At 43.1% G+C, this 25,561-nt stretch carries 21 protein-coding genes; 5 read left to right on the top strand and 16 right to left on the bottom strand.

Going from position 1 to position 25,561, the window contains the following annotated elements; genetic code table 11:
- Nucleotides 1-3 precede the first annotated feature (3 nt).
- A complete protein-coding gene (locus R3D86_14040) occupies nt 4-537 on the bottom strand; it encodes a hypothetical protein (GenBank protein MEZ5759337.1) in 534 nt (177 codons plus the stop codon).
- Between the two features lie 68 nt (nt 538-605).
- Complete coding sequence (locus R3D86_14045) at nt 606-1,859, bottom strand: amidohydrolase family protein (protein MEZ5759338.1); 1,254 nt, start codon at nt 1,857-1,859, stop codon at nt 606-608.
- Nucleotides 1,860-1,968: 109 nt separating this feature from the next.
- Here R3D86_14045 and R3D86_14050 point away from each other — a divergent pair, with 109 nt between their 5' ends.
- Complete coding sequence (locus R3D86_14050) at nt 1,969-3,492, top strand: M20/M25/M40 family metallo-hydrolase (protein MEZ5759339.1); 1,524 nt, start codon at nt 1,969-1,971, stop codon at nt 3,490-3,492.
- Nucleotides 3,493-3,507: 15 nt separating this feature from the next.
- Here R3D86_14050 and R3D86_14055 read toward each other — a convergent pair whose 3' ends face one another.
- From R3D86_14055 to R3D86_14105, 11 genes are all read right to left on the bottom strand, one after another.
- Nucleotides 3,508-4,416: a tetratricopeptide repeat protein gene (locus R3D86_14055; GenBank protein MEZ5759340.1), complete on the bottom strand. Its 909-nt coding sequence runs from the start codon at nt 4,414-4,416 to the stop codon at nt 3,508-3,510.
- Between the two features lie 95 nt (nt 4,417-4,511).
- Nucleotides 4,512-6,962: a transporter substrate-binding domain-containing protein gene (locus R3D86_14060; protein MEZ5759341.1), complete on the bottom strand. Its 2,451-nt coding sequence runs from the start codon at nt 6,960-6,962 to the stop codon at nt 4,512-4,514.
- A 119-nt stretch (nt 6,963-7,081) separates the two neighbouring features.
- Entirely contained in the window at nt 7,082-8,941 is a 1,860-nt protein-coding gene (locus R3D86_14065) for a transporter substrate-binding domain-containing protein (protein MEZ5759342.1), read from the bottom strand.
- 110 nt (nt 8,942-9,051) lie between these two features.
- Nucleotides 9,052-11,427, bottom strand: a complete 2,376-nt coding sequence (locus R3D86_14070; protein ID MEZ5759343.1) for a transporter substrate-binding domain-containing protein — start codon at nt 11,425-11,427, stop codon at nt 9,052-9,054.
- Between the two features lie 260 nt (nt 11,428-11,687).
- Complete coding sequence (gene rpsI / locus R3D86_14075; protein MEZ5759344.1) at nt 11,688-12,083, bottom strand: 30S ribosomal protein S9; 396 nt, start codon at nt 12,081-12,083, stop codon at nt 11,688-11,690.
- Nucleotides 12,084-12,195: 112 nt separating this feature from the next.
- The gene (gene rplM / locus R3D86_14080; protein ID MEZ5759345.1) at nt 12,196-12,669 is read right to left on the bottom strand and encodes a 50S ribosomal protein L13; all 474 of its coding nucleotides are present in this window, start codon (nt 12,667-12,669) and stop codon (nt 12,196-12,198) included.
- Between the two features lie 202 nt (nt 12,670-12,871).
- Complete coding sequence (locus R3D86_14085; protein ID MEZ5759346.1) at nt 12,872-15,313, bottom strand: transporter substrate-binding domain-containing protein; 2,442 nt, start codon at nt 15,311-15,313, stop codon at nt 12,872-12,874.
- 76 nt (nt 15,314-15,389) lie between these two features.
- Nucleotides 15,390-16,418, bottom strand: a complete 1,029-nt coding sequence (locus tag R3D86_14090) for a COX15/CtaA family protein (GenBank protein ID MEZ5759347.1) — start codon at nt 16,416-16,418, stop codon at nt 15,390-15,392.
- A gap of 82 nt (nt 16,419-16,500) precedes the next feature.
- Nucleotides 16,501-17,232, bottom strand: coding sequence for a DUF1499 domain-containing protein (locus R3D86_14095; GenBank protein ID MEZ5759348.1), 732 nt, complete (start codon nt 17,230-17,232; stop codon nt 16,501-16,503).
- Between the two features lie 26 nt (nt 17,233-17,258).
- Nucleotides 17,259-17,663 carry a hypothetical protein gene (locus R3D86_14100; GenBank protein MEZ5759349.1) on the bottom strand — a complete coding sequence of 135 codons (405 nt, stop codon included), beginning with the start codon at nt 17,661-17,663 and terminating at the stop codon, nt 17,259-17,261.
- A gap of 21 nt (nt 17,664-17,684) precedes the next feature.
- Entirely contained in the window at nt 17,685-18,008 is a 324-nt protein-coding gene (locus tag R3D86_14105; GenBank protein MEZ5759350.1) for a hypothetical protein, read from the bottom strand.
- 191 nt (nt 18,009-18,199) lie between these two features.
- Between R3D86_14105 and R3D86_14110 the strand changes: the two genes are divergently transcribed.
- Nucleotides 18,200-18,787, top strand: coding sequence for a hypothetical protein (locus R3D86_14110; GenBank protein MEZ5759351.1), 588 nt, complete (start codon nt 18,200-18,202; stop codon nt 18,785-18,787).
- Between the two features lie 24 nt (nt 18,788-18,811).
- Entirely contained in the window at nt 18,812-19,000 is a 189-nt protein-coding gene (locus tag R3D86_14115; GenBank protein MEZ5759352.1) for a hypothetical protein, read from the top strand.
- An 11-nt stretch (nt 19,001-19,011) separates the two neighbouring features.
- Here R3D86_14115 and R3D86_14120 read toward each other — a convergent pair whose 3' ends face one another.
- Both R3D86_14120 and ald read right to left on the bottom strand, forming a co-directional pair.
- Nucleotides 19,012-21,309: an NADP-dependent malic enzyme gene (locus R3D86_14120; protein ID MEZ5759353.1), complete on the bottom strand. Its 2,298-nt coding sequence runs from the start codon at nt 21,307-21,309 to the stop codon at nt 19,012-19,014.
- A 94-nt stretch (nt 21,310-21,403) separates the two neighbouring features.
- A complete protein-coding gene (ald, locus tag R3D86_14125) occupies nt 21,404-22,510 on the bottom strand; it encodes an alanine dehydrogenase (GenBank protein MEZ5759354.1) in 1,107 nt (368 codons plus the stop codon).
- A gap of 131 nt (nt 22,511-22,641) precedes the next feature.
- Here ald and R3D86_14130 point away from each other — a divergent pair, with 131 nt between their 5' ends.
- Complete coding sequence (locus R3D86_14130; protein MEZ5759355.1) at nt 22,642-23,127, top strand: Lrp/AsnC family transcriptional regulator; 486 nt, start codon at nt 22,642-22,644, stop codon at nt 23,125-23,127.
- A gap of 134 nt (nt 23,128-23,261) precedes the next feature.
- The gene (locus R3D86_14135; protein MEZ5759356.1) at nt 23,262-24,707 is read left to right on the top strand and encodes a TrkH family potassium uptake protein; all 1,446 of its coding nucleotides are present in this window, start codon (nt 23,262-23,264) and stop codon (nt 24,705-24,707) included.
- Between the two features lie 10 nt (nt 24,708-24,717).
- On the opposite strand, the gene R3D86_14140 is transcribed toward R3D86_14135, so the two are convergent.
- Nucleotides 24,718-25,296 (bottom strand): DUF6151 family protein, encoded by a 579-nt coding sequence (locus R3D86_14140; GenBank protein ID MEZ5759357.1) that lies wholly within the window; start codon nt 25,294-25,296, stop codon nt 24,718-24,720.
- Nucleotides 25,297-25,561 lie beyond the last annotated feature (265 nt).

The following is a 25,561-nucleotide window of genomic DNA, read 5'->3' on the forward strand; positions in this document are numbered from 1 at the left end:
AGTTTATGCCATTTCGCTTGTCGGGAAGTTGAAAAATGCTGTCGGGTTCATATTGCCTTGCCGCATATAGGTATCAATATTACCTAAATGATAGGCATAATGCGCATAAAGCGCCCATAAAAAGCCCATAACGCTATATTCGCCGCCCTGAAAATAAACGGTTTTTGAAAGCCGTTCCGGTGAAATATTCTTCAATTTTTCCATCGCATTTTCATGAAGCTCGCGGCCAAGGGCGATAAAGTCACCATCATAAACCTTACTGGTCAGTTCCTTATTGATCGGAAGCGGGATTTCGCCGCCATCCTGAATTTCCAATAACGAATTGATAAAGCCATCCTCAGACGTTGTCAGGTGCACATAAAGCCCTTTAATCGTGATATTTTCGAGCCTGTCACCAAAACTCACCCCCGGCCCTTCAACCGGGATCCACTCATATTTATCTTCCGGTGTTTTATGAATATAGGTTTCGACAAATTCAAACAGACGATCAAACATGATCAAAAACCGTTCAAATTCGGACATGGGCATGATGGCCATTTTATTTCTCCTGCAACTTGTCTATTCATTCTGGCACACTATTTCACAAAAATTCATATATGCAAGACTTAATCTTTCGTACTTTTATAAATCCGCCCCTCTTTCATCACAAATATCACATTTTCAATGTCTTTAATCTGCTCAAGCGGGTTTCCGGTTACGGCAATAATGTCGGCTATTTTACCCTTTTCAATGGTGCCGAGCCTGTCTGACATATCAATCAGTTCAGCGCTATTGATGGTTCCCGCCTTCAAGGCATCTGCATTTGTCATACCCAACTCGACAAAGCGTTCCACTTCGCGGTAATTTTTCCCGTGCGGGACAACCCCCGCATCTGTCCCGGTGGCTATTTTAACCCCATTTTTATAGGCTTTAAAAATATTGCCCGGGTTATTATCCAGAAACGCCTGGTCATGGGCCAGCATTTCCGGCGGGTTTTCCCCCTTTGCCACCACATCTTCCAGCAGGTCCATAACCGATACCGTCGGCACATAATAAACCCCGTCACGAACCATGATTTTCATGGCTTCGTCATTGATGTAAGAGCCGTGCTCAATTGATGATACACCGAATTTTAATACCTGAAGCGCACTGTCACGCGGATGGGTATGGGCCGCGACCTTGATTTTATATTTTTTGGCAACATCCATGATCGCGCCGATTTCATCATCAAAAAAAACAGCCGGGCCATCTTTATTGGAACATAATAGCCCGCCACTGCACGACGCATATATTTTAATCCAGTCGGCCCCATGGCTGATCATATCGCGGGTGGTCTTGCGACAGCTTTCAACGCCGTTACATTCTTTCCCGTCCGCCCTTCCGCCAACGCCGATAATCTGCCCGGCGGCAAGAATGCGTGGGCCGATAATTTCCCCGCTGTTGATATCTTTCCTCAGCTTGAAAATGGTATCATCCGTCGCGCCAAGATCACGGACCGTGGTAAAACCGATCATAAGTGTTTTATAGGCATTCTTGACCCCGGCCAGCGCCACATCGCCTGAATCCTTGCCCGGGCCACCCGCCATTGCCAGATGCACATGCATATCCATCAATCCCGCCATGACGAATTTGTCTTTTAGATCAACAATTTTAACTTCTGCTTCCTCATAAGCTGATCGGTAGGACGGCAGCACATCAACAATTTTGCCGTCTTCAATGATGATGGACTGTTCTTTAAGCGGCTTTTCCCCGGCCACCGCCATCAGGGTCCCCGCCTGAATGATGGTGATTTTCCTTACTTCCTGCTTTTCCTTATCCTGCGCCAGACCGGATGAAATTGTCCCTATAAAAAACAGACTGATGATGATAATTTTACGCAAATATGCCTCCCTCTTTTTCCCATTTATGATAATTAATCATCCTCCTCCACTTGTCAAACAACACATAGTGTGACTAAGATATTTATAGAAACAGGATAGAGGGGAAAAAATGATCACCAGAACAGTCGCAGCCGCCATCGTCTACGCGCTTATGCTGAGCATCGTCCATGCCCAAAGTGTAACGGATATCGTCAGAACCTATCGCAGCACCCATGAAAAGGAAATTATTGACGAGTATATGGCACTTTTAAAAATGCCCAATATACCCTCAACCCTATCAGATATGGATAGGAATGCCGCCCATATCCGCTCCATGATGGAAAGGCGCGGCATTAAAACAAGCCTGCTTGAACTGCCTGATGTACCGCCGGTCATTTACGGTGAACTGATGACGCCGGGCGCAACAAAAACCCTGATGTTTTATGCCCATTATGACGGTCAGCCGGTCAACCCTGCCCTTTGGTCATCATCACCGTTTGAGCCCGTTTTTCGGACAGATTTTCCCTATCGCGGCGGTAAGGATATAGCCTATTCCGATTTAACCTATCCGCTTGATCCGACTATCAGGATATTTTCCCGGTCAGCCGCGGATGACCGGGCACCGATCATTTCCATGCTGATTGCCCTTGAAGCCATGCAAAAAGCCGGCATTTCCCCATCCATGAATATCAAGTTCTTCATAGAAGGCGAGGAGGAAAGCGGCTCTCCCCATGTGCCGGACTATATTGAGAAATATAAAGACCGGCTTGGGGCCGACCTCTGGCTGTTTTGCGATTCACCACTGCATCAGAGCGATAAAAAAACCCTTGTATTCGGGGTGCGTGGCGGATTTAGCATGTCTGTGACCGTTTATGGCGCCGCCCGTCCGCTTCATAGTGGCCATTACGGTAATTTTAGCCCGAACCCCAATGGGGAACTGGCCTATCTGATCACATCCATGCGTGACGAAGATTCCAATATCCTGATAGACGGTTTTTATGACCAGGTCATCATGCCGACGAATGAAGAGCTCGAAATCATAAATAATCAGGCCAACAATGATGTAGCGCTGAAATATGACCTTGGCATAAAAAGGCAGGAAAGCCCCGGCAAACGCTATGAGGAAAGTATTATGTTGCCCGGTTTAAACATTCGCCGCATTGAAACATCCGGCGAAACAGGCGGCGTGATCCCCACTTCGGCCTCCATGCAAATCCGTGTCAGAACAGTGCCGGATATGGACGCGGAGGTGATTGCCGACCGGCTTTTACGCCATATTGAAAAACAGGGCTATTTTATTACTGATAAGGATCCTGATGTGGACACATTAAGATCCCATGAAAAGGTGGCAAAAGTTTCCTGGCGCGGAAGTTATAAAGCGATCAGGACATCTACCGCAACCCCGGTATCAAAAGCCCTTATTAAAATTATCGATGATTATACCAATGGGGATATGATCGTGCTGCCGACCATGGGCGGCAGTATGCCACTCAGCTATATTGATAATGCGCTTGATACCAATATTGTTATTTTGCCCATTGCCAACTTTGACAATAATCAGCATGCGCCCAATGAAAATATCAAAATCGGCCATCTTTGGGACGGCATGGAGATATTTGCCAATATTTTCGCAAAACTTGGCCCTGATTTGTAATTTTCAATTTGCAAATTAATTTACTTTACCGGGAACCTTCAAATCAGGATTAAGTTTGATGGCTTTTTCGAATTGCTCATCCGCACCGGCTTCATCGCCAATTTTTTTCAGAAACAGACCATATTGGAAATGTGCCATATAATTTTCCGGACCTTCATTAGTAATTATTTCAAATATCCTTCTTGCCTCATCCGGATTACCGTTAAGCAATTCACAATCTGCCAGATCAATAAATATTCTTAATGGAGTTCCATCAAAATCAATAACCCTACGGTAATAGTTTATCGCCTGATTATAATCCCCAATTGCCTTTAAAGCTATGGCAGTATTAGCTAAAGTTCCAACTGATTTAGGAGCCAGCTTCGCCGCTTTCATGAATATACCCACAGCATTTTTAAATTGCTTTTCCTGCATATAAATAGTGCCCTGAGCATTCATGGCCCCGACATGTTTCTCATTAAATTTCATTGACTGATCATAGCTGATTTTGGCGCGTTTGATGTCGCCAGTTGCCCGGAAAGCGTTGCCAAGGTTAAATTGAATATCAGCATTATAAGGCTCGATAGTTGCAGCTTTTTTGAAATGCCCCAATGCTTTTTCAGCATTGCCATTAATCAATGTAACAGACCCAAGTAAATTCCATAGTTCGGCAACATCCGGATATCGTTCCAGATACATACCTGCCCTGACTTCCACCTCTTTGTGTTTACCTTCAGAAAATAACTTTTCAAGATCATCAATATCGCTGCGAAACAAAGTGTTTGGATGCAGCTTTTGATATCCTGCTATTGCCTTCTCATTGTCCGGATATTTTTGTAAAACAGCATTATAATATTTAATCGCTTTTTCCCGATCACCTTTGGCTGCGGCCTCTTCCGCAATTTTCAATGCCTCTTTTGCCGATACAGTTTTATCAGTAGCCATAATTTATTATTCTCAAATTAAATTATTAAATCTGTAGTGACATATATATTGGCTTACTGGCAAATGCAAATTGCATCACTTATTTTTTTTACCCTTCAACCTGATTTGGTGTTCTGAAACACTCTTGAATGCGGCAGCCAGAGTGTTGCTGTCGTCCCCACCCCTACCTCGCTTTCAAGAATGAAATGTCCCTGATGAAGTTCCGCCAGATGCTTTACAATAGGAAGACCCAATCCCGTACCCGCGTCCTTTTGCTTATGATCTTCATGGCCCTGCCCGAATGGAATAAGCACATGCTCCAGTTTTTCCTTCGGAATGCCGATACCATTATCCTTTACCACAATTCTGAGGGCTCCATCATCCTCACTTGATAAATAACAAGTAACCTTGCCACCACGTTTGGTAAATTTCATTGAATTTGACAAAAGATTAATCAGCGCTCTTTTAATCGCATGTTCATCGGCAAAAATTATTATATCACGTTTAAGATAATCCGTATTCAAAGAAAGGTTTATGCCTTTTTCCTCCGCCTGGACACCTAACATTTTGACCGTATCCTGAACACATTTCAGAATATCAAATTCCCCTTCAAATATTTCCCATTTACCTGTATCAATTTTTGTCAGATCAAGAATGTCATTGACGACCGTAGCCAGATGTTCGCCACTGTCTTTGATATCCTTAATATATTCACGGTATTTTTCTTCCTTGATGTCCCCGTAGACACCCGACGACATTACTTCGGAAAAGCCGATGATGGCATTAAGCGGGGTTCTGATCTCATGGCTCATATTGGCAAGGAAGTTTGATCTGGCTTTATTTGCTTCCTGCGCCTTCGCTTTTGATTCCTTTAACTGCTCCTCAATTCGCTGCCTTCTGGCCACTTCGCGTTTCAAACTGATCGCCCAGAATAAGAAAAGCAAAATCACGACACCTGATCCGGCAAGTAAAGCCCAGACAAGGTCATAATTCTGTCTTGTATCCAGTTTAACGGATAGCCAGTTGCTTGAGATTTCCACTTTTTTACTGGCCGGGATAGATTGCATTGCCTTTGCCATTGCACTGGCCAAAAGTGGTTTATCAGGTGTTATTGCCATTGAAAGCTCAGTATTATAGGGCGTTTCCCCGGCAACGATAAGCTGGGTATACCCTTCCTGTGCAATTGCATAACTGCTGGTCAGTATATCGCCAACCGAGGCATCCACTTCGCCAGTTGCCAATAGACGAAGCATATCCGCAATACTGTCAACTTCAACAATTTCAATTCCAGGAAATTCGCGGCGAATGGCGACAGTGTTTCGAAAACCTTTAATCTGTGCAAGCTTGTGACCAAATAGACCATCCATCGTACTAAAGACCGGTGATCCATTTCTGGTGAATATTACATTGGCAAGTGAAATGTAACTATCTGTGAAATTCATCAGCTGCTGGCGGTCTTCAGTATTAACGATGGCTGAAATAACATCGGCACCACCGTTTAGAAAAATAGTCATGCCTTCAGCAAAATTTTTATTTCCAACCCATTCAAAACGGACGTTGAGCTTTTTTTCAATTTCATCTAGGTAGGCGCCGGACATACCGCTGACACGGCCATTCTGATCAATAAATTCAAGTGGTGGAATAGTCGGGTCTGCCGCAACCCTGATCACAGGGTTATTCGCGAGCCAGTCTTTTTCCTCATCTGTCAGGCCAATATCATTTTCGCTTCTGTATTCTGCCTGCCATTTGTTTGAGAGTGCACGAAATTCGGCATCACTCACCTGTGCCTTACCCTTTTCAAGAATCTGTGTCAGTATTGGCCAGTCCTTACGGGCGGCTAGCCTGATCGGGTTTCCCTGATTAAGTTCCGGAAAGACACTTTGTCCGATAACCTCTACGCCAGTAATCGAATTGCGTGAAATGGTATAATTGGCAACCGGCAACACCACCGTAAAAACATCAATCTCGCCTTCCTGAAGGGATTTGAACGCCTGAACAACGGATTGCTGTTCAACCAGATCAAGATATCCGTAATATTCCTTGATCACCGTTGCACTGGCAATCCCGTTAATGACCCCTATACGTCGCCCTTTAAGATCATCAATTGTTTTGATTGGCTGCGAACCGGTACGCCCGAAAAAATATAACGGCATCCCCAGATATGGACTTGTAAAATTCAGATAGCCTTTTCGCGCATCATTGATAACCAGTGCGTGGGTAATATCCACTTCATGATTTTTTAGCTGCCTGTGTATTTCCTCAACACTGTCATTGGTATTATAGTCTAAACTGAACCCTATTTTTTCAGCCACCAGGTTAAGATAATCCACTGAAAATCCGGTCGGTTTCTCACCATCAAAATAATCAAGCGGTGCCCAACTCGTATAATTTGTAGCTCGAAGCACGGGATGCTCGGCAACCCATGCCTTTTCCTTTTCATTTAGAAAATCGCCAGCCTTTGACACAGATGCACCATCCTGCCCCCATGCTGACACGACGATGCAGAATAAGGATATAAATCCTGCAATGAAGCCTAAAATGAATTTAACTGCCCTATAATCTGTCACAAAACCCAACCATAATTACTCTTCCCGCAGACAGAATTATAGAAAGCGTTTTTGAAATTAACAAGTCAATTGAGTTTCAAAATCATAGAAGAGCAAAATAAATGGAAGAATTGATCAGATCAGCTATTAATGACCTTTTTGATCGGCACATATTTTGTCAGTAGAACACGGTTCTGAGGTAGCGTAATGACCGCTTTGGTTCCGATACCGACTTCACTGAATAACTCAAACTGACCGCCATGAAGCTCAACAAGTTTTTTAACGATCGGAAGGCCGAGACCCGTCCCTTCCTCGTTAAGATCATAAGACGCATCACCCTGTTCAAAAGCATTCATAACAAGCGCAATGCGATTTGCTGGAATACCCACCCCTGTATCCTCAACACTGATTACAGCCTGTCCCTTATCATCGAGCTCTATTTTACAGGTGACATTGCCCAGTTCACCTGTGAATTTAATGGCATTGGATAAAATGTTGATAATTGCCCGTTTAATGGCATGGGCATCACCATAAATACTGATAAGACGTCCAAATTCGCCTTTTTGCTTGGTAAAATTGATATTTTTCTGCTGCGCATGTGGCTCAAGCATTTTCATAGCATCATCAACACATTCATCCAGTGAAAAATCGGTTTCAACCAGATGCCATTTCCCTGCCTCTATTTTCGAGAGATCCAGGATATCCTTGATCACCGTTGCCAGATGTTCGCCACTGTCTTTAATATTATTGAGATAGTCTATATAACGAGGCTCTTTGATTTCCCCGAAAATTCCGGAAAGCATCACATCGGAAAAACCGATAATGGCATTGAGCGGGGTTCTGATCTCATGCGACATATTGGCCAGAAATTCAGACTTGGCCTTATTGGCCTCTTCCGCTTCGATCTGTGCTTCTTCAGCAACCACCTGCGATAATTCAGCAAGATATTTTGCATGTTCAGCAGCCGCTCTCGCATCTTCCGCATCCAGCCTGGATATCAGCAGTTCATCCTCCGCTTTTTTGCGGCGCTTTATTTCTTTTCTAAGCCCCAGATTCCATACAAGAATTAAGGCTACAATAATTATGGAAATGATCAGAACCCACCAAACCATATTGTTACTTTGGATTTCACCGGGTTTTAAAACAAGCCAGTTTCGCAGAATTTCGTTTCTTTCTGTTATTGTTATAGAAGCAATCGCTTTTTGCAGTGAACTGGCAAGTAGGGGAAATTCTGACCTTGCAGCCATAGAGATATATCCCTTGTAGGGCGTGACACCGACAACTGATAAATTGGTCAGTGACTCTGCCGTCATATTATAGCTTGTAATCGGTACACTGCCGATATGGGCATCCGCCTTTCCGGCTGACACCAGCTTTAGGGCATCCGAAATTGTCTGCACTTCAATTATTTCAATATCCGGGTAATCCTCTTTGATCTGTTTATTGAGCACAAACCCTTTAATTTCAGCAATTTTATGCCCACGAAGTCCTTCCATGTCCCCGTATATATCTGCCCCATCTCGGCTGAAAATCATACTGGAAACATTCAGATAACTGTCTGTAAATATAAGATATTTATTTCTTTCTTCTGATGGCGATACGGCAGAAAGCATCTGGGCCTGACTGTTTTGGACCATAGACATGCCTTCATTAAAATCTTTATTGCCAACCCATTCAAAACGGACATTGAGCTTCTTTTCTATTTTTCTGAGATAAGCCCCGGCAATGCCACTGATCTGGCCATTTTTATCAATGAACTCAACGGGCGGGATTGCCGGATCAACAGCCACTTTAATAACCGGATTTTCCGCAAGCCAGTTTTTTTCTTCCTGGCTCAAATTCAATAGCGGTGTGCTGTTATCACTCTCTTCAGCTGCGGCAATACCCTGACCTGATAGGGTTAATACAACAAATAGAAAAAGAGCCGATATATATTGCGAATTGGCAATAATTTTTGCGAAGAATTTTAATTTAATTATAATCTTAGTTAACTTTACCATACTTACTCATCCTAGGAATAAGTAGAATATTTGATTAACCTTAAATTTATATTAACAAATAAAATCAAACTATTCCCCGGACAAGTTGAACAATTGGAACAGCTGAAAAATTAGCCAATAACTCTTTCTTTTGGTAAATTTGCCGACGCCTTTGTCCCAATTCCCACTTCACTTTCCACTGAAAAACGTCCCCCGTGTAATGTGACAAGCTGATTAACGATCGCCAGCCCAAGCCCTGTGCCCCCCTTATTCAGATTTTTAAGCTCATATGCCTGACCGAATGGGCTTAATACGACTTTAAGCCGGTCCTTGGTAATCCCGACACCATTATCAGTCACTTCAATGGTCAGTGAGCCATCCGGCAACCGATATATATTGATGTCGATATGTCCTCCATCCGCCGTGAATTTTACGGAATTTGAAATAAGATTATCAATTATTCTTCTGATACACCCTTCATCAGCCAACAAAGCAACGTCACGGTCTTCATCGCTGATATTAATGTTAATTGCCAACTGCCGCTCATTAGCTTCCTGCCTGTATGGTTTAAGACAATCTTCCACTGTCCTGAGCAAATCAAAATCCACGTCCGTCATATGCCACTTTCCGGCTTCAATTTTTGACAAATCAAGGATATCATTGATAACCACAGAAAGATGTTCACCGCTCCATTTTATATCTTTAAGATATTCACGGTATTTTTCCTGGGATACTCTCCCGAAAGTTTCTGACGTAATGACGTCTGAAAACCCAATAATAGCGTTCAGCGGGGTTCTGATCTCATGGCTCATATTCGCAAGAAATGTTGATTTCGCCGCCATTGCCGTTTCAGCTTCCTTCTGCGATTTTATAAGTTCTCCCTCGACAACTTTTCGGCGGGAAATTTCACGGCGCAGACTGTTCATCCAGATAAAAATAATAAGAAGAAGGGCAATAACAACGATAAAAATATTCAGGATAAGTTTGCTTTGATCCTGCCCTACTTTGATGGAAAGCCAGTTTCTTGAAAAAGCAGCTTTTTCACTCGCAGTTATTGAATTGAGCGCTTTTTGCATTGAACTGGCCAGCAGATCAAGGTCTTTACGAATACCGAATGAATATGCGGACTTGAAGGGCGTTTCACCGCTCACAACAATATCTTTATAGCCATCAAGGGCAATTTGCCGCGACGTTAATGGTATGATCCCGATATAGGCATCCACCCTGCCGTCATTTAACAGCTTCAGGGCTGAACTGATATCATCGGCATCCACCACATCTATATCCGGAAATTCATTTCTGATTTCATCGGATACGGCATAATCTCTAACCTGGGCGACTTTTTTATCTTTAAGCGATGCCATATTTATATAGACCGGACCATTATTTTTACTGAAAATCATCTCAGAAAAAACCACATAGTTATCCGTAAAATACAGATTTTCCTGTGTTTTCAATATAGCCCCGGAGGAAAGAATTATATCAGCCTCTCCATTATTGATGGCGTCCAGTCCTTCTTCCCGTGTTTTATTGCCAATCCACTGGAACCGAACATTTAATCGCTTGGCAATCAGGTCAAGATATGCTCCGGCAATTCCGGTGACATTTTTGTTTTCATCGATATCAATAAGGGGCAGCAACCCTTTTTCAGAGACGAGATGGATGACATGGTGATTATCAAGCCATTCTTTTTCTGCACCGTTCAAGCCGACCAGATCGTCGATTATATTTTCGGTCTGCCATTTTCGGTTAAGATCCATATAATCTGACGCAGAAACCTGCTCCATGCCTTTTTCTAGGATAGAAAGCAAAATCGGCCAGTCTTTGCGCACAGCAAACCGCAGTTCATTTGCGGCCAATGCTTCTGACAATATATTGGTGCCAATTACATCAATATTGGTAATAAAATTCTTTTCGATAATATAGCTGGCATTTGGATGCCGACTGACAAGAACATCAATATTCCCGGCAGACAGGGCAATCAATGCTTCCCTGATATTGTCAAATACAACAAGGTCCAGCCTTTTATAATTTTCACGGAATATTTTTTCACTAGGCCAGTCTTTCACCACACCAATTTTTTTGCCGATCAGATCGCTAATTCCTGCAACCTTATCGGCCCCTATTCTGCCATAAAATGTCATCGGCATATTGAGATAAGGTGATGAAAAATACCAGTCGATATCCCTTTTCATACTCTCTAAGGTGCTGAGCAATACGTCAACTTCCTTATTCCCGGCCATTTCCATTAATCTCGGCCAGTTATCATTGCTGATAAATTCAATCTTTAAGCCGACCTTGACTGCGACCAGACTGATAAAATCTACGGAAAAACCAGCAGGACGCCCTTCTGAAATAAACTCAATTGGCGGCCATTTTGTATAGTTCGATGTTCTGATGACAGGGTGATCTTTAATCCACTCTATTTCTTCATCCGTTAAATTTACAGAAACAGAGGCATTCTGGGCATAGGCATTAAGAAAAGGAACGAAAAAAGCACCCAGCATTAGGACGCATAGCACCCGAAACAAAGACACTTGCTGAAATAATAACCTGTTGATGAATGCCCAATCCACCATAAAACAACTCACCCGTACTTTGAAACTTCCCCCGGTTTCACGATATCCAATATTTGGATAAAATGAAACTCTTTTACTGTTCATTTTACAAAATTACTTTTGTTTAAGAAATAACCTACTGAAATACATAAAAAAAGACCCGCATTATTACAAGCGGGTCTTTAATGATAATTTTAAAAATATAACAATTAACGTTTTGAGAACTGGAAGCTCTTACGGGCTTTCGCGCGACCGTATTTCTTACGCTCAACAACCCTCGCATCACGAGTGAGGAAGCCAGCAGCTTTAATAACTGCACGAAGTTCTGGTTCAAAATTTGTAAGCGCTTTACTGATCCCGTGACGAACCGCACCCGCCTGACCGGAAAGACCACCACCGCTAACAGTTGCGATCACATCATACTGACCAACACGACCGGCAACTTCAAAAGCCTGACCGATAATCATACGAAGTGTCGGACGGGCAAAATATTTTGCTTCTTCACGTCCATTGACGGTAATCACACCTTTACCCGGTTTAATCCAGACACGGGCGATTGCATCCTTACGTTTTCCTGTTGCATAGGCACGGCCATGTTCGTCAATTTTCTTAACATACACAACATCATCACCAGCCACCTGAGTTGCTGCGGCAGCATCAGTTTTTGCTGTAGCGGCTTTCGTAACCTCTTTAAGGTCTTCCAATGTTTTTTTATCTTCAGCCATTTTCTGTAATCCTTGCATTCTTAACATTCATTGCAGCAACATCAAGCACTTCCGGTTGCTGAGCAGCATGTGTATGTTCCGGACCGGCAAATACACGAAGATTTTTAAGCTGTTCACGACCCAGTGGACCATTATTAAGCATACGCTTTACGGCTTTAACAATGACGCGCTCGGGATAATCGCCTTCCAGCAGATCACGAGCGGTACGCTCTTTAATTCCGCCTGGATGTCCTGTATGCCAGTAATAGATTTTTTTATCTTTTTTTCCGCCGCTAAGAGCCACTTTTTCAGCATTAATAACAATGATATTGTCGCCACAATCCATGGAAGGCGTATACATTGGTTTATGCTTGCCTTTCAGATATGTCGCAATAATGGCTGCCAGACGACCGAGGATAAGACCATCGGCGTCAATAACAAACCATTTTTTCTCAATATCTGCAGGTTTTGCAGAGTAAGTTTTCATTGGATTAAATCCCTGTTAAATTCACGTTTAAAATTGCGCGCAATATGCCAGTAAAAAAAATAAAGTCAACGATATTTTTAAGCTATTTTTCAATAAGTTATAATTATGGTATTATAATACCATAACATAAGTCACTAAAAACATTATAAAATAATTTAAATGATGGAGTAAGGTATATTTTAAAGAAAAATAATCTTCTTTATCAGGCAACCATTCTGTATCTCGGGATTGAGACTATCGCAACTGTCCCCTCTCCCAATTCACTCTGAAGCCGGAAATGACCACTATGTAGTTCGATAAGTTGTTTAACGATCGCAAGCCCCAGCCCCGTTCCGGTTTCATTAATTTCACGCACTTCATGAATCTGACCAAATGGGCTAAGGACCTGTTCAATTCTTTCCTTGGGAATTCCTATACCGTTATCTTCGATTTCAATACGGATATAATCATTTTGTGTTGTGATTATTCGGCAATTTATCTGTCCACCGCTTGGGGTAAATTTAACGGCATTCGATAGCAAATTCATAAACACACGGGTAAAGCCGTGCTGATCAGCGTTTACAAATATTTCCTCATTTAAAAAATTTTTTATACTAATTTCAATTTGCTTTTTATTGGCATCGGGACTGACAAAGCGTATACATTCACGTAAACAGTCTTCCAGATTAAATGTTGTTTCTATCAACTGCCATTTACCCGCCTCAATCTTGGATAAATCAAGAATATCATTGATCACTGTTTCAAGATGCTGACCACTTTTATTAATATCCTTAAGATAATTTTTATATCGTTCTTCCTTGATTTCACCAAAAAGCCCTGATGACATTACCTCCGAAAAGCCGATAATGGCATTAAGCGGTGTTCTGATTTCATGGGACATATTGGCAAGGAAATTTGATTTGGCAGCATTGGCCTCCTCTGCAATGGCCAGCGCGTCTTCTGCTCTTTTTTTGGCTTCGACCAGTTCCTGCTCAACCAGTTTACGTCTTCTGACTTCTTTATAAAGCACATAAATCCAGATCAGGACACCAATAAAAATGATAAAGGCGACTGTAAAAACTTTACCATATTGTTCAAATAAACCTTTTTCAGCACTCCTATATGAAAACCAGCGGCTTGTGATCTGGTTCTTTTCATCATTGCTGATTGATCCCAGGGCTTTATTAAGGGCGCTTGCCAGTAATGGCAGATCTTTCCTGACCGCAATACGGGGGCTTGACGTAAAGGGGGTTTCCCCTGTCGCAACCAGTGGAATTATCCCGGCCTTGCTCATATAGAAAGACGTTGAAGTAATATCCCCGACAAATGCATCGACATTGCCGCTTTCCACTTCTTTTACGGCATCAGCCGCCGTCTCCTTTTCAACCAGTTTAATTTGCGGATAATTGGTCATTAACTGTTCCGCAATCGCCGTTCCCTTTTCAACCGCAACTGATTTTCCTGCTAATTCATTAAGCGTTCTATAAGTATTACCGTTTTCCTTCGTAAATATCATATTGGTAAGGTCCAGATAGCTATCACTGAACAACAGATATGTCTCCCGGTCACTGGTTAATACTGCAGAAGACAGAATATCGGCTTTTCCTGTTTTTATCTGCTCCAGTGCCTCCGCCCAGGACCGGTTTCCTGTCCATTCAAACCTGATGTTTAGCCGCTTTCCCACTTCTTCCAGCAGACTGCCTGAAATACCGCTGATTTTTCCACTTTCATCAATAAATTCCAGTGGTGTCATATCAACATTGGCGGCGACGCGGATGACTTTATGATTTTCAAGATAGTCCAATTCTTCGGGCGTCAGAAAATATTTTCGATTTAGGCTATATCTGCTTTGCCAGCGCTGAGATAAATTCTGAAACTCCTCCGTGGTTATAGCTTCAGTGCCTTTTTTTAATATTTGAGCAAGAAGTGGATCATCATTACGACTGGCAATGCTGATACTGTTTATATTGCTCATTTCACTGATCGGCGTTTTGCCGGAAACCTCAATCCCCATAACCATATTTTGGGCAATCAGGTAATTTGTAATGGGTGAAATGCCGGCAAGCACATCAATATGACCAAGGGATAGTTCCGAAAGGCCATCTGACATGGTCGGCACCTCAACCAGATTAACTTGAGGATATTTATTTCTATACTGTTCAGTACTGGCCCAGCCCGCAACGCTTCCCAGCTTTTTTCCCTCTAAATCTTTAATATCATTTATGGGCGGCGAGCCGGTTTTTATAAAATAATACATCGGCAGATCAAGATAAGGTGCTGTAAAATTAAGAAATTTTCTTCTTTCAACCGTATTGACAAGATTATGGGAAATATCAATCTTATGCTCTTTAAGCATGTCAATCTGCTCAGTCCACGGAATGCCCCTGATAAAGTCTATTTTGACGCCAATCTTTTCGGCGACCATTAACAGATAGTCAGTTGAAAACCCTGCCGGTTTGCCATTTTCCAGAAATTCAAGAGGAGCAACATTATCCTTGAAAGTGGCCGTCAAAACAGGATGATTTTCAATCCATTCCTGTTCTTCAGAGGTAAATATTACAGCATCATTTATTGATGATTGTGCCTGGACAATTTGTGAATGTAGAATTACTGGCAATAGTATTATTGCAATTTTCAGGGTGCATTTGAGTATTTTCAATTTCATTTATACTGAAACCATTATTATATTCCCCGAATATAAGATACCCCCAATATGTAAAATTTTATTTAATAAATCTCGCCTACGACCTGACCCGGTTTAAAAGAAATAAGGCAGCCGACAAAGTAAGCACTGCCCCAATCTGGTGAGCCGCAGCAAGCGGAATAGGAACCATATTAACCACCGTTAGCACACCAAGTGTAATTTGCAATAAAATAGTTAATAAAACCAGAAATGAAGCAATTCTGACCGACCTGCTATTCTCATTATGCAGTTTCCACCAGAGTGTGACCGCAACAATCAACACGGCATAAGCAAAAGTACGATGCTCGAAATGAAGCGTCAGCGGATTATCAAGCAGGTTACTGTACCACGGGTTATTGCCCAATAGACCGTCCGGGATCAGGCTGCCAAACATTAAGGGCCAGGTATCACTGACCAGTCCGGCATTAAGCCCTGCCACCAAACCGCCAAGCAGGATTTGAATGAAGATAATCACGACATAGAATGCGGCAAGCTTGGTCGGTCTGTAGAAGGTTTTTTCCTTTATTGGCATAACAAGCCTTAAAGCAACCCAGAACATATAAATATAAATCAGTATGGCCAAACCCAGATGGGCCGTAAGCCGGTAGTGGCTTACATCCGGCCTGTCAATCAGGCCGCTTTTGACCATCCACCAGCCAAGCAGTCCCTGACAGCCACCCAGAATAAGCATCGTCCATAAATGCGGTTTTAAGGCCCGTTTGACTTTTCGCCTTGCCATAAATATAAAAAACGGAACCGCGAACAATATTCCGATAAGCCGACCTAAGAGGCGATGCGAATATTCCCAGTAAAAAATACTTTTAAATTCATCAAGGGACATGCCCTTGTTGACTTTCTGATATTCCGGATATTGCTTATAGGCTTCGAATTCAGTGGTCCATTGTTGGTCATTCAGTGGCGGTATTACACCACTGATCGGTTCCCAGTTGACCATGCTGAGTCCGGATTCTGTCAGCCGTGTAACGCCCCCGACCACGACCATGGCAAAGACAAAAGCACAGACAATAAACAGCCAAATGGCAACATGACGGTTATTTCGGTCCTTGGCTTTTATATATGCGTTCAACGTCTGATCTCGGTTACTAAGTCTTGATAAACGCCTTATAAGTTATTTTTAACCATAAAAAAAGGACCTAAATCAATTTATTTCAGGTGGCCAGAAACTCTTTCTCAAATTTCATAATTCTGATCGCCCCAAGTCCATGATCTGATCCACCAACACGGGTAAGGCATCTGATATCAACCCGGCTTCCCGCCCCATCAGCCGTCACACGAACCACAATATCATCATTAAAATGGAACCATTTGGAATAATCAGTTGCTTCAAAACGCCCTGCTGAAGGGTCCGCCGAGGCGATGTTCCAGCCGAGTTCTTTTGCGACGGCCAGTGCCCGATTATAGGCATCCACCGGTGCCATTTCGGTAATCAGCGGTTTGACCCACGGAAATTTTGCCTTTTGTCTTTCCGCTGTTTCCTGTGGATAATCAAAACTGTTTCTTCTGCCCGGCGCATCCAGAAGTGCCTGAAATTCAGGCGGGTTTTCCATATCGGTCGTGATGTCATGAACACCCCTTAGACCAGTCCAGTCGGTTGGTTCCTGATTAACACCATAAACATACCCAAAACCGGCAAAAACCAAAGCAAGGATATAGGAACTCAAAGCCCTTTTTCTGTCCTTGATAAAATAAGCGAAAATGAAAAATAGCAAAATTGCCGCTGATATGGCCGCGGGTATCATATATTTCATTGTCATCATAAAGCCGGTCATCGGCTCCCAAAGTCCAAGTTTGGTGCCAACCCCGCCTAGTAATGGCAACATACCCAGAAAACTAAGCACAAATAAAACCTTAAACAGAATAGTTTTATGTTTATCCTGCATTTTATTTCTCCCTGATAAGCTTAAAGTTATTTTTTAACGTTTGACTTTTTAACGTTTGACGAATTTTTTAAAACATTGCTAATGACATATTTTTCAAACTGTACATCTTCTTCCAGCGTGATGGTTAAATAAACTTTTTCATCATTCGCATGAAGCTCTTTAACGCCTCTACGTGGTAACGGTATTTTTGAAACCATGCAAAAGGCAAATAAAGCAGCTGCCACTTCCGCATGGGAGTATACTATTTTATTATCCTCATATCCAAGGATAGGATCAATTTTAAAAATGACCCGCAAGGCTTTTGCTTTATCGATGATAATTTCTTTTATATCTTCTGCTTCAAAAAACTGCTTTTTAAGTACGGAAAAATTAATCAGCGCTTTTTTAAGCTCCGCCTCGGTAAAATAGATATGTTTTATTTCAAGTGGCATAATTAGCCTTAATTAATTAAATTATAAAATTTTAATATTCAAAAATAGCCCGTTCTTTCCTGACTGCAATGATTTTTTTCCGGCCTTAGGCAGCGGAATTTTCAAAAACATGCAATAGCGCATAAGAGCCGCCGCAATTTCCGGATGTCCATATTTTACTGTTCCGGTTTTACCGCTCTGGGCATCATATATTTTTAACTCAATACTGACTGTTTCATTATTTGTCATATTAAAGCCGGTAATATTATCGACTGTAAAATTCAATCCTTTGCGTGCAGAAAACTGCATGAGGGCAATTTTAACCTCATTTTCGCTAAAAAATATATCTCTGTTTTCAGTAGGCATTTCCCTTCCCCAAAAAATTTAGTCAACATAATCCCCTAAACTGCCTTAACGACCTATGGTTAACAAGTTATTAACAAAAGACTAATCTTCCTCACAGAAATGTTACAACACATTTAATTTAAATCGTTTATATTTTATAATCATAATCTAATTTAAAGACAATAACTCATTATAATTTAAGAAGAAATAAAATGATTAAAATTTTTTTCACTGTTTTTCTCTGCTTTTTTTGTTGCGCCCTACCTGTCAGGGCCCAGCAGATCCGCAATGATCCGATCATATTTGATCCCGATCCGGACAGCCCGATCTTATCAAGGAACCCCGAACTGACCGGTGAAGGGGAAGCATTCGATTTTCTGATTGGCGAATGGGATGTGGTCATCACCTGGGATACAGAAGACAGACCGTCTGATACATACAGGGCAAAATGGCATAACCACTGGATCATTAACGGCTATGCGGTCATGCAGGAGTGGCGCGGGCCTGATGTTACCGGCAGCGAGTTCAGATTTTATGATATGAGTTCAAAAAGCTGGAAAGGCAGAAATATTTACCAGGGCGGAGCCTGGCGCGAAACCGCTGCCCATTCTGAAGGCGACAATATGGTCGTCACAATATTTGCCCATAATCAGGAAAAAGGTGATTTTCTCAACCGGGAAACTTATTTCAACATTAAAAAAGACAGTTTTGAAATGAAATCCGACTTATCTTATGACAACGGTAAAAGCTGGCAAAAAGGCGCTTACCATATGATTGTCACAAGATCGGTTGAAAAATAACATCCCTCCGCCTATATCAGGGGAATGGATTTTGATTTTACGATAGGCATGTTCTGCGTTGCCGTTTTTCTGGCGGCTATGGCATTTTATAAATCACGTCAACCCGCCGAGCCGGGAAAGCTTTGGGCCATTCCCTGGAACGGCGTTTTATTTATCTCCATTCTTGGAATATTGCTGACCGCCGGTCACCTTATGGCCATTGTCAAATCATAAATCAACGGCCCTTAAAGCGGCCATTTATGGGATTTTTCCTTTTCAAGATTTTGGGCATCCTTCACCGCAATCGCCGTCATGTTTAAAATACCGCGGGCGCTGACTGTTGGTGTCACAATATGGGCCGGCAGCGCCGCCCCAAGCAGGATCGGGCCAACCAGTAATCCCCGCTCAACGCTTTTAACAAGCCCAAGGGCACTGTTCGCACTATCAAGATTTGGAAAAATCAGCAAATTGGCCGACCCTTTAAGGGCGCAGTCCTGAATAAGCCTGTCCCTGAGTTCCTCATTAAGGGCCGCATCCACATGCATTTCACCGTCCACTTCAAGGCCCGGCACCCGTTCTCGAAGTATTTTTACGGCTTTACCCATTTTGACCGCTGACGGGGCTTTTGATGACCCGAAATTGGAATGGGACAACAGGGCAACTTTTGGTTTAATCCCGAAAAGCTCGATCTGTCTCGCCGCAGCAATAGTGCTTTCAACAATCTGTTCCAATGTCGGATCAACATCCATAAAGGCATCGGCAATGAACAATGTCTGCTGGGGCAGAATAAGGACACTCAATGTTGAAATTTTCTGTGCCGGATTTTTACGGCCGATAATATCAATGATATAGCGAATATGAAAATCAAAGCGCCCATATGTGCCGCAGATCATCGCATCCTGATAGCCCAGTTTCACCGCCATGGCCGCAATCACCGTTGAATTGGTACGGATAATGGTCCTTGCCGCTTCTTTTGAAACCCCTTTGCGGCCGACAATTTTATGATATTCGGTCCAGAATTCCTTATAGCGGTCATCCTTATGGGGATTTATAACCTTATAGTCCTTATCCCGTTCCATACGAAGGCCAAGGCGTTCAATTCTGTTCTGGATCACATCCGGTCTGCCGACCAGAGTTGCCTTGATCATGCCCTCATCAACAGCCGCCTGAACTGCGCGCAGAACATTTTCTTCCTCGCCTTCAGCATAAACCACTTTTTTAGGGTCTTTCTTCGCATCTTCAAAAAGCGGCGACATAAGCATGTTTGATTTGAAAATAAAGTTACCGATTTTTTCCCGGTACTCCTGCATATCTGCAATCGGTCTGGTTGCAACACCGCTATTCATGGCCGCTTCCGCCACTGCCGGCGCGATTTCAAGGATTAATCTGGGATCAAACGGTTTTGGAATAATATAATCGGGACCAAATTTCAGATCTTCTCCGCGGTAGGCATTGGCCACTTCATCAGAACTTTCCCGGTAAGCCAGGTCGGCAATCGCCCAGACACAGGCTTTTTTCATTTCATCATTAATTTCCGTCGCCCCGACATCAAGCGCCCCCCTGAAAAGAAACGGAAAACAAAGCACATTATTGACTTGATTGGGATAATCCGACCGACCGGTCGCAATCACCGCATCGGGGCGGGCCGCTTTACATTCTTCCGGTGTGATTTCCGGTGTCGGATTGGCAAGAGCCAGAATGAACGGTTTTTTGGCCATTTTCTTGACCATGGACGGCTTCAATATTCCCGGTGCTGAAAGGCCAAGAAACACATCTGCCCCGTCAATGGCGTCATCAAGCGTTCTTTCCTTTGTATCCTGCGCATAACGGTCTTTATATTCGTTCATGTCTTTTTCACGACCGACATAAACGACCCCTTCTATATCAATAAGGGTGATATTCTTTTTCTGTACCCCAAGCGATACCAGAAGATCAAGACAGGCAAGAGACGCCGCCCCGCCACCGGTTGCCACTAGTTTAATATCTTCCAGTTTTTTTCCAACAACCCGAAGACCGTTTGAAATGGCCGCACCGGCGACAATCGCCGTGCCGTGCTGATCATCATGAAAGACCGGAATTTTCATTCGTTCTCTAAGCGCCTTTTCAACGACAAAACATTCCGGTGCCTTGATATCTTCAAGGTTGATAGCGCCAAATGTCGGCTCAAGCGCCGCAATGGTATCAATCAGTTTGGCAGGGTCCGCCTGATCAATTTCAATATCGAATACATTAATCCCGGCAAATTTCTTAAAAAGAACCGCTTTTCCCTCCATCACCGGCTTTGACGCCAGTGGCCCGATATTGCCAAGCCCCAATACGGCCGAGCCATTGGTAATCACCCCGACCAGATTGGCCCTTATCGTCATTTCCGCAGCGGCCGCTGGATTCTCAATAATCGCTTCGCAGGCATATGCCACCCCTGGTGAGTAAGCCCGCGCCAGATCACGCTGATTTGCAAGAGGTTTGGTGGGAATAATCGCCAGCTTTCCCGGCGTTGGATCAATATGATATCTAAGGGACGTTTCTTTAAAATTATCAACCATTTAATTCTTCCTGAAATTGGTTTGACAAATTTATCGCGAAACAAAAAAAAAGGGAAGGGCAAACACCCTTCCCCTTAAAGAAAAGATCAAAAAATTAAAGGGCAACAGGCGAATAAGGGAGATTAAGATCTTTCGCAACTGCTTCAAATGTAATTTTTCCATTCTGAACATTAACACCATTTTTAAGATGCTGATCATCGGCACAGGCCTTTTTCCAGCCTTTATTGGCAAATGCCACAGCAAATGGCAATGTGGCATTGTTAAGTGCATATGTTGATGTGTGGGCAACAGCCCCCGGCATATTGGCAACGCAGTAATAAACCACACCGTCAACGACAAATGTCGGGTTTGAGTGGGTTGTCGGTTTTGAATTTTCAAAGCAACCACCCTGGTCAATTGAAATATCAACAAGAACGGCACCATCCTTCATTTTTTTGGCAGTCTCAGCAGAAACCAGTTTTGGTGCCGCCGCACCGGCTACAAGAACCGCACCAACAACCAGATCGGCTTCAAGTACCGCCTGCTCAAGTGTATGAACCGTTGAATAAACGGTTTTGACAGTTCCCCGGAAACGCTGGTCAAGATGACGCAACTGATTAACGTTGCGGTCAAATACAGTGACATCAGCACCAAGTCCGACGGCCATTTCCGCCGCGTTCATTCCTGATACGCCACCACCGATAATGACAACCTTTGCCGGGGCAACGCCCGGCACGCCGCCAAGAAGAATGCCACGACCACCAGCCGCTTTTTCAAGCGCATGGGCGCCAGCCTGAATGGACATGCGCCCAGCCACTTCACTCATCGGCGCCAGAAGTGGAAGTGAACCATCCTTTGCAGTTACCGTTTCATAGGCAATTGCCGTACAGCCGGATGCCATAAGGGCTTCCGCCTGTGGCTTGTCTGCCGCCAGATGAAGATAGGTGAAAAGCAGATGGTCTTTGGTAAGCATAGCACATTCGTTAAGCTGTGGTTCTTTAACCTTGACGATCATTTCTGCTTTGGCAAATACATCGGCTGCAACGCCAATGATTTCGCAGCCTACGGCTTCATAATCTGCGTCGCTGATACCGATACCGGCACCGGCATTGGTTTCAATAATTACTTTATGGCCATGACGGATCAATTCGGACGCACTAGATGGCGTAAGCCCGACACGATACTCATGGACTTTAATTTCCTTTGGACAACCAATGATCATTATTTCTTTTTCCCTGAAATAAAATTGTGAATAAAAGTGGCCATAGATTAGCCTGTTTCAATAAAAATGTCCTTGCTTTTATTATCGAAATAATATTGAATTTTCGCAGAATATTGCGTGAAAGGGAAATTATGAGAGATAAGTTTCGAAATTTAAAGTTAGACAAGATTGATCTTGCGATCATTGACAATCTGCAAAATGACGGTCGAATTAGCAATTCCGACCTTGCTGACCGGGTTGGTCTTTCCCAGTCCGCCTGCCTTCGCCGGGTAAAGGGACTTGAAAATGAAGGGGTGATTGAGGGCTATGTCGCCGTGCTGGATCAGACGGCAGCAGGACTTCCCGATAATGTTTTTGTTCAGATTACAGTGGAAAAACAGACCAAAGAACTGCTTGGTCAATTTGAACGCATGGTCAAAAACTGCCCCCAGATCATGGAATGTTATCTGATGAGCGGCGATGCTGACTATCTTCTTCGGGTTATCGTCTCTGATGCGTCAGATTATGAAAGACTCCATATGGATGTTCTAAGCTGCTTGCCTGGGGTAAGCCAGATTAAATCAAATTTCTCGCTTCGGACCGTAACCAAAAAAAACGATATTCCGTTCAATTTATAAAACAGCATATGGTTTTCCCCACCTTTTTAATTTTTACAATTTTTACAGGGTTGAAAAAATAATGCATTAGTCATACTCTCGGACCATGCCGACCATTAGTACGGGGTCCAGGCGTGAATGAGGGAGCGTAACAGATGAGTTTTCGACTTGCATTATTTACGGGTGGGGTTCTTTTAGCCCTTCTCGGGTTTGCAATGTTAATTCCTGCTTTTATTGACCTCACTGATGGAGCTCCCAATGCCACGGCTTTTTTTATGGGCTCTTTCATCAGCCTGTTTATCGGAACATCCCTATTCATTTCCAACAAGGATAATTTTACCAGCCTGAGCATAAGAGAAGGTTTCCTGATCACGACGTCAAGCTGGCTTCTGTTAAGCCTAGCCGGTGCATTGCCACTCTATTATTCCGACCTTAACTTATCCTATACCGACGCCTATTTTGAAAGCCTTTCCGGTATTACCACGACCGGCTCAACAGTCCTTGCCGGGCTTGACAGCATGTCACGCGGCGTGCTGCTCTGGCGATCAATCCTTCAATGGATCGGCGGCATCGGTATTATTGCCTTTGGCATAGTCCTGCTTCCCTTTCTGAAAATCGGAGGAATGCAGCTTCTGCAAACGGAATCATCCGACCGATCCGATAAATTTATACCCCAGACAAGGCATCTGGTCAGTCGTCTGATCTATGTTTATATCATTTTAAGTGTGGCCTGTTTTGTCACCTATTACCTTCTTGGCATGAGCGGATTTGACGCGGTCAATCATGCCATGACCACGCTTTCCACCGGCGGCTATTCGACCCATGATCTGTCATTTGGATATTTTGACAGCTGGCCCCTGCAACTGGCGGCAACATTTTTTATGCTGCTTGGCGGTCTACCCTTCGTGCTTCATGTAAGATTTGTTTTTATGCAGCAGTCGGCCTATCAGTTTGACGAACAGGTCAGGGGTTTTTGTATGATTGTTATTGTCACATCAATCCCGATCATTCTCTATCTTCTTTATAATCATGTAAGTACATTTTCAGAAGCCTTTGTACTGACCGCATTCAACGTTGTATCGGTCATTACGACAACCGGATATGCCAGTACCGATTATACCGCGTGGGGACCATTTACAACGGGTATTTTCTTCTTCCTCACCTATCTGGGAAGCTGCGCCGGGTCGACATCAGGTGGGCTTAAAGTGATGAGACTGCTGGTCTTTCTAAAAGGATCAAAACAACAAATGAACCAGCTGGTCTATCCGAATGGTATTTTTCAGTCTTTTTATCAGGGTCGCCCGGTCGATAATAGTCTGCTTATTAATGTGATCGGGTTCATTTCATTTTATGTGCTGCTCAATGCCTTTATTACCCTGGCTCTGACCTGGGTGGGTCTTGATGTTGATACGGCCTTAAGTGGTGCTGCCACCGCCATTGCCAATGTTGGCCCCGGCATAGGCGATATTATAGGACCATCCGGAAATTTCAGCACTCTGCCCGATGATGCGAAATGGGTGCTCTGTCTTGGCATGTTTCTGGGACGGCTTGAAATTCTGACCGTTTTGATTTTATTCAGCCCCCGGTTCTGGAAAATCTAGTAAGATGAAATTATTCAGAATATAATTTTACCGGTTTTGAAATCGCTTTGCCGTCCTCATCAAAAAAGGGGGATGGAAATTTTTTTGGGCTAAACCGCCATATAAGGATCTTAAACATGATCTTTAAATAGCTGGCCAGCGGGAAGCCTTCATTATACTTGTCATCCGGCAGCTTTTTAAGGGCATATTTCCCCTGCACATAAAACCGGACAGGCCCAAGATTTTTATCACGTTTTCCATCATCATCCATAAAATTATGGATCATACCGACAAAGGGCACCTCAGAATGAAGCGTATTGCCAATCGGCGTTTTGCAACAATCGGCATACCATCTGTAGGGTCCTTTTTTGGTCAGCCTGATTGATCTGATCTGGTCCTTCCCTTTTTCAATTAAAACCTGATAGGGGGACATCTGGAAAATATCGGTGCCGCCATTTTCATCAAGGATTTCTTTTTCACGTCCAAGATATTTTGCGAATGCCTGACAATGATCGCAGTGACAGACAACCCTTACACCAGCATGCGGTGAGACATCATAGGCACACCCCTGCACTTTTCCGCAACTGCATTTTAAATGGATATCAGTCATATGTGGCCTCGTCAAAATTTCCCGATCAAATTCTATACCAAATTATCTATATTTTTTCACTACAAATAAAATGTAATTTTATGAATTAATGAAATAATCCAAATATTCTTATACGAGATTTAGTCTTAAATCATACACTTGTAGGCTAAATTGACTTATGCGTAATTCTACTATAGATTAAAAAGTGATGGAATTCTGTTTCCGTATCCAATCAAACTTAAGGGGGTAGTTTGTACGTTTATTTGCCTACCCAAATTTCAACAAA

The sequence above is a fragment of the Emcibacteraceae bacterium genome (assembly GCA_041396985.1).
In the GTDB taxonomy this organism is placed as follows: domain Bacteria; phylum Pseudomonadota; class Alphaproteobacteria; order Sphingomonadales; family Emcibacteraceae; genus Pseudemcibacter.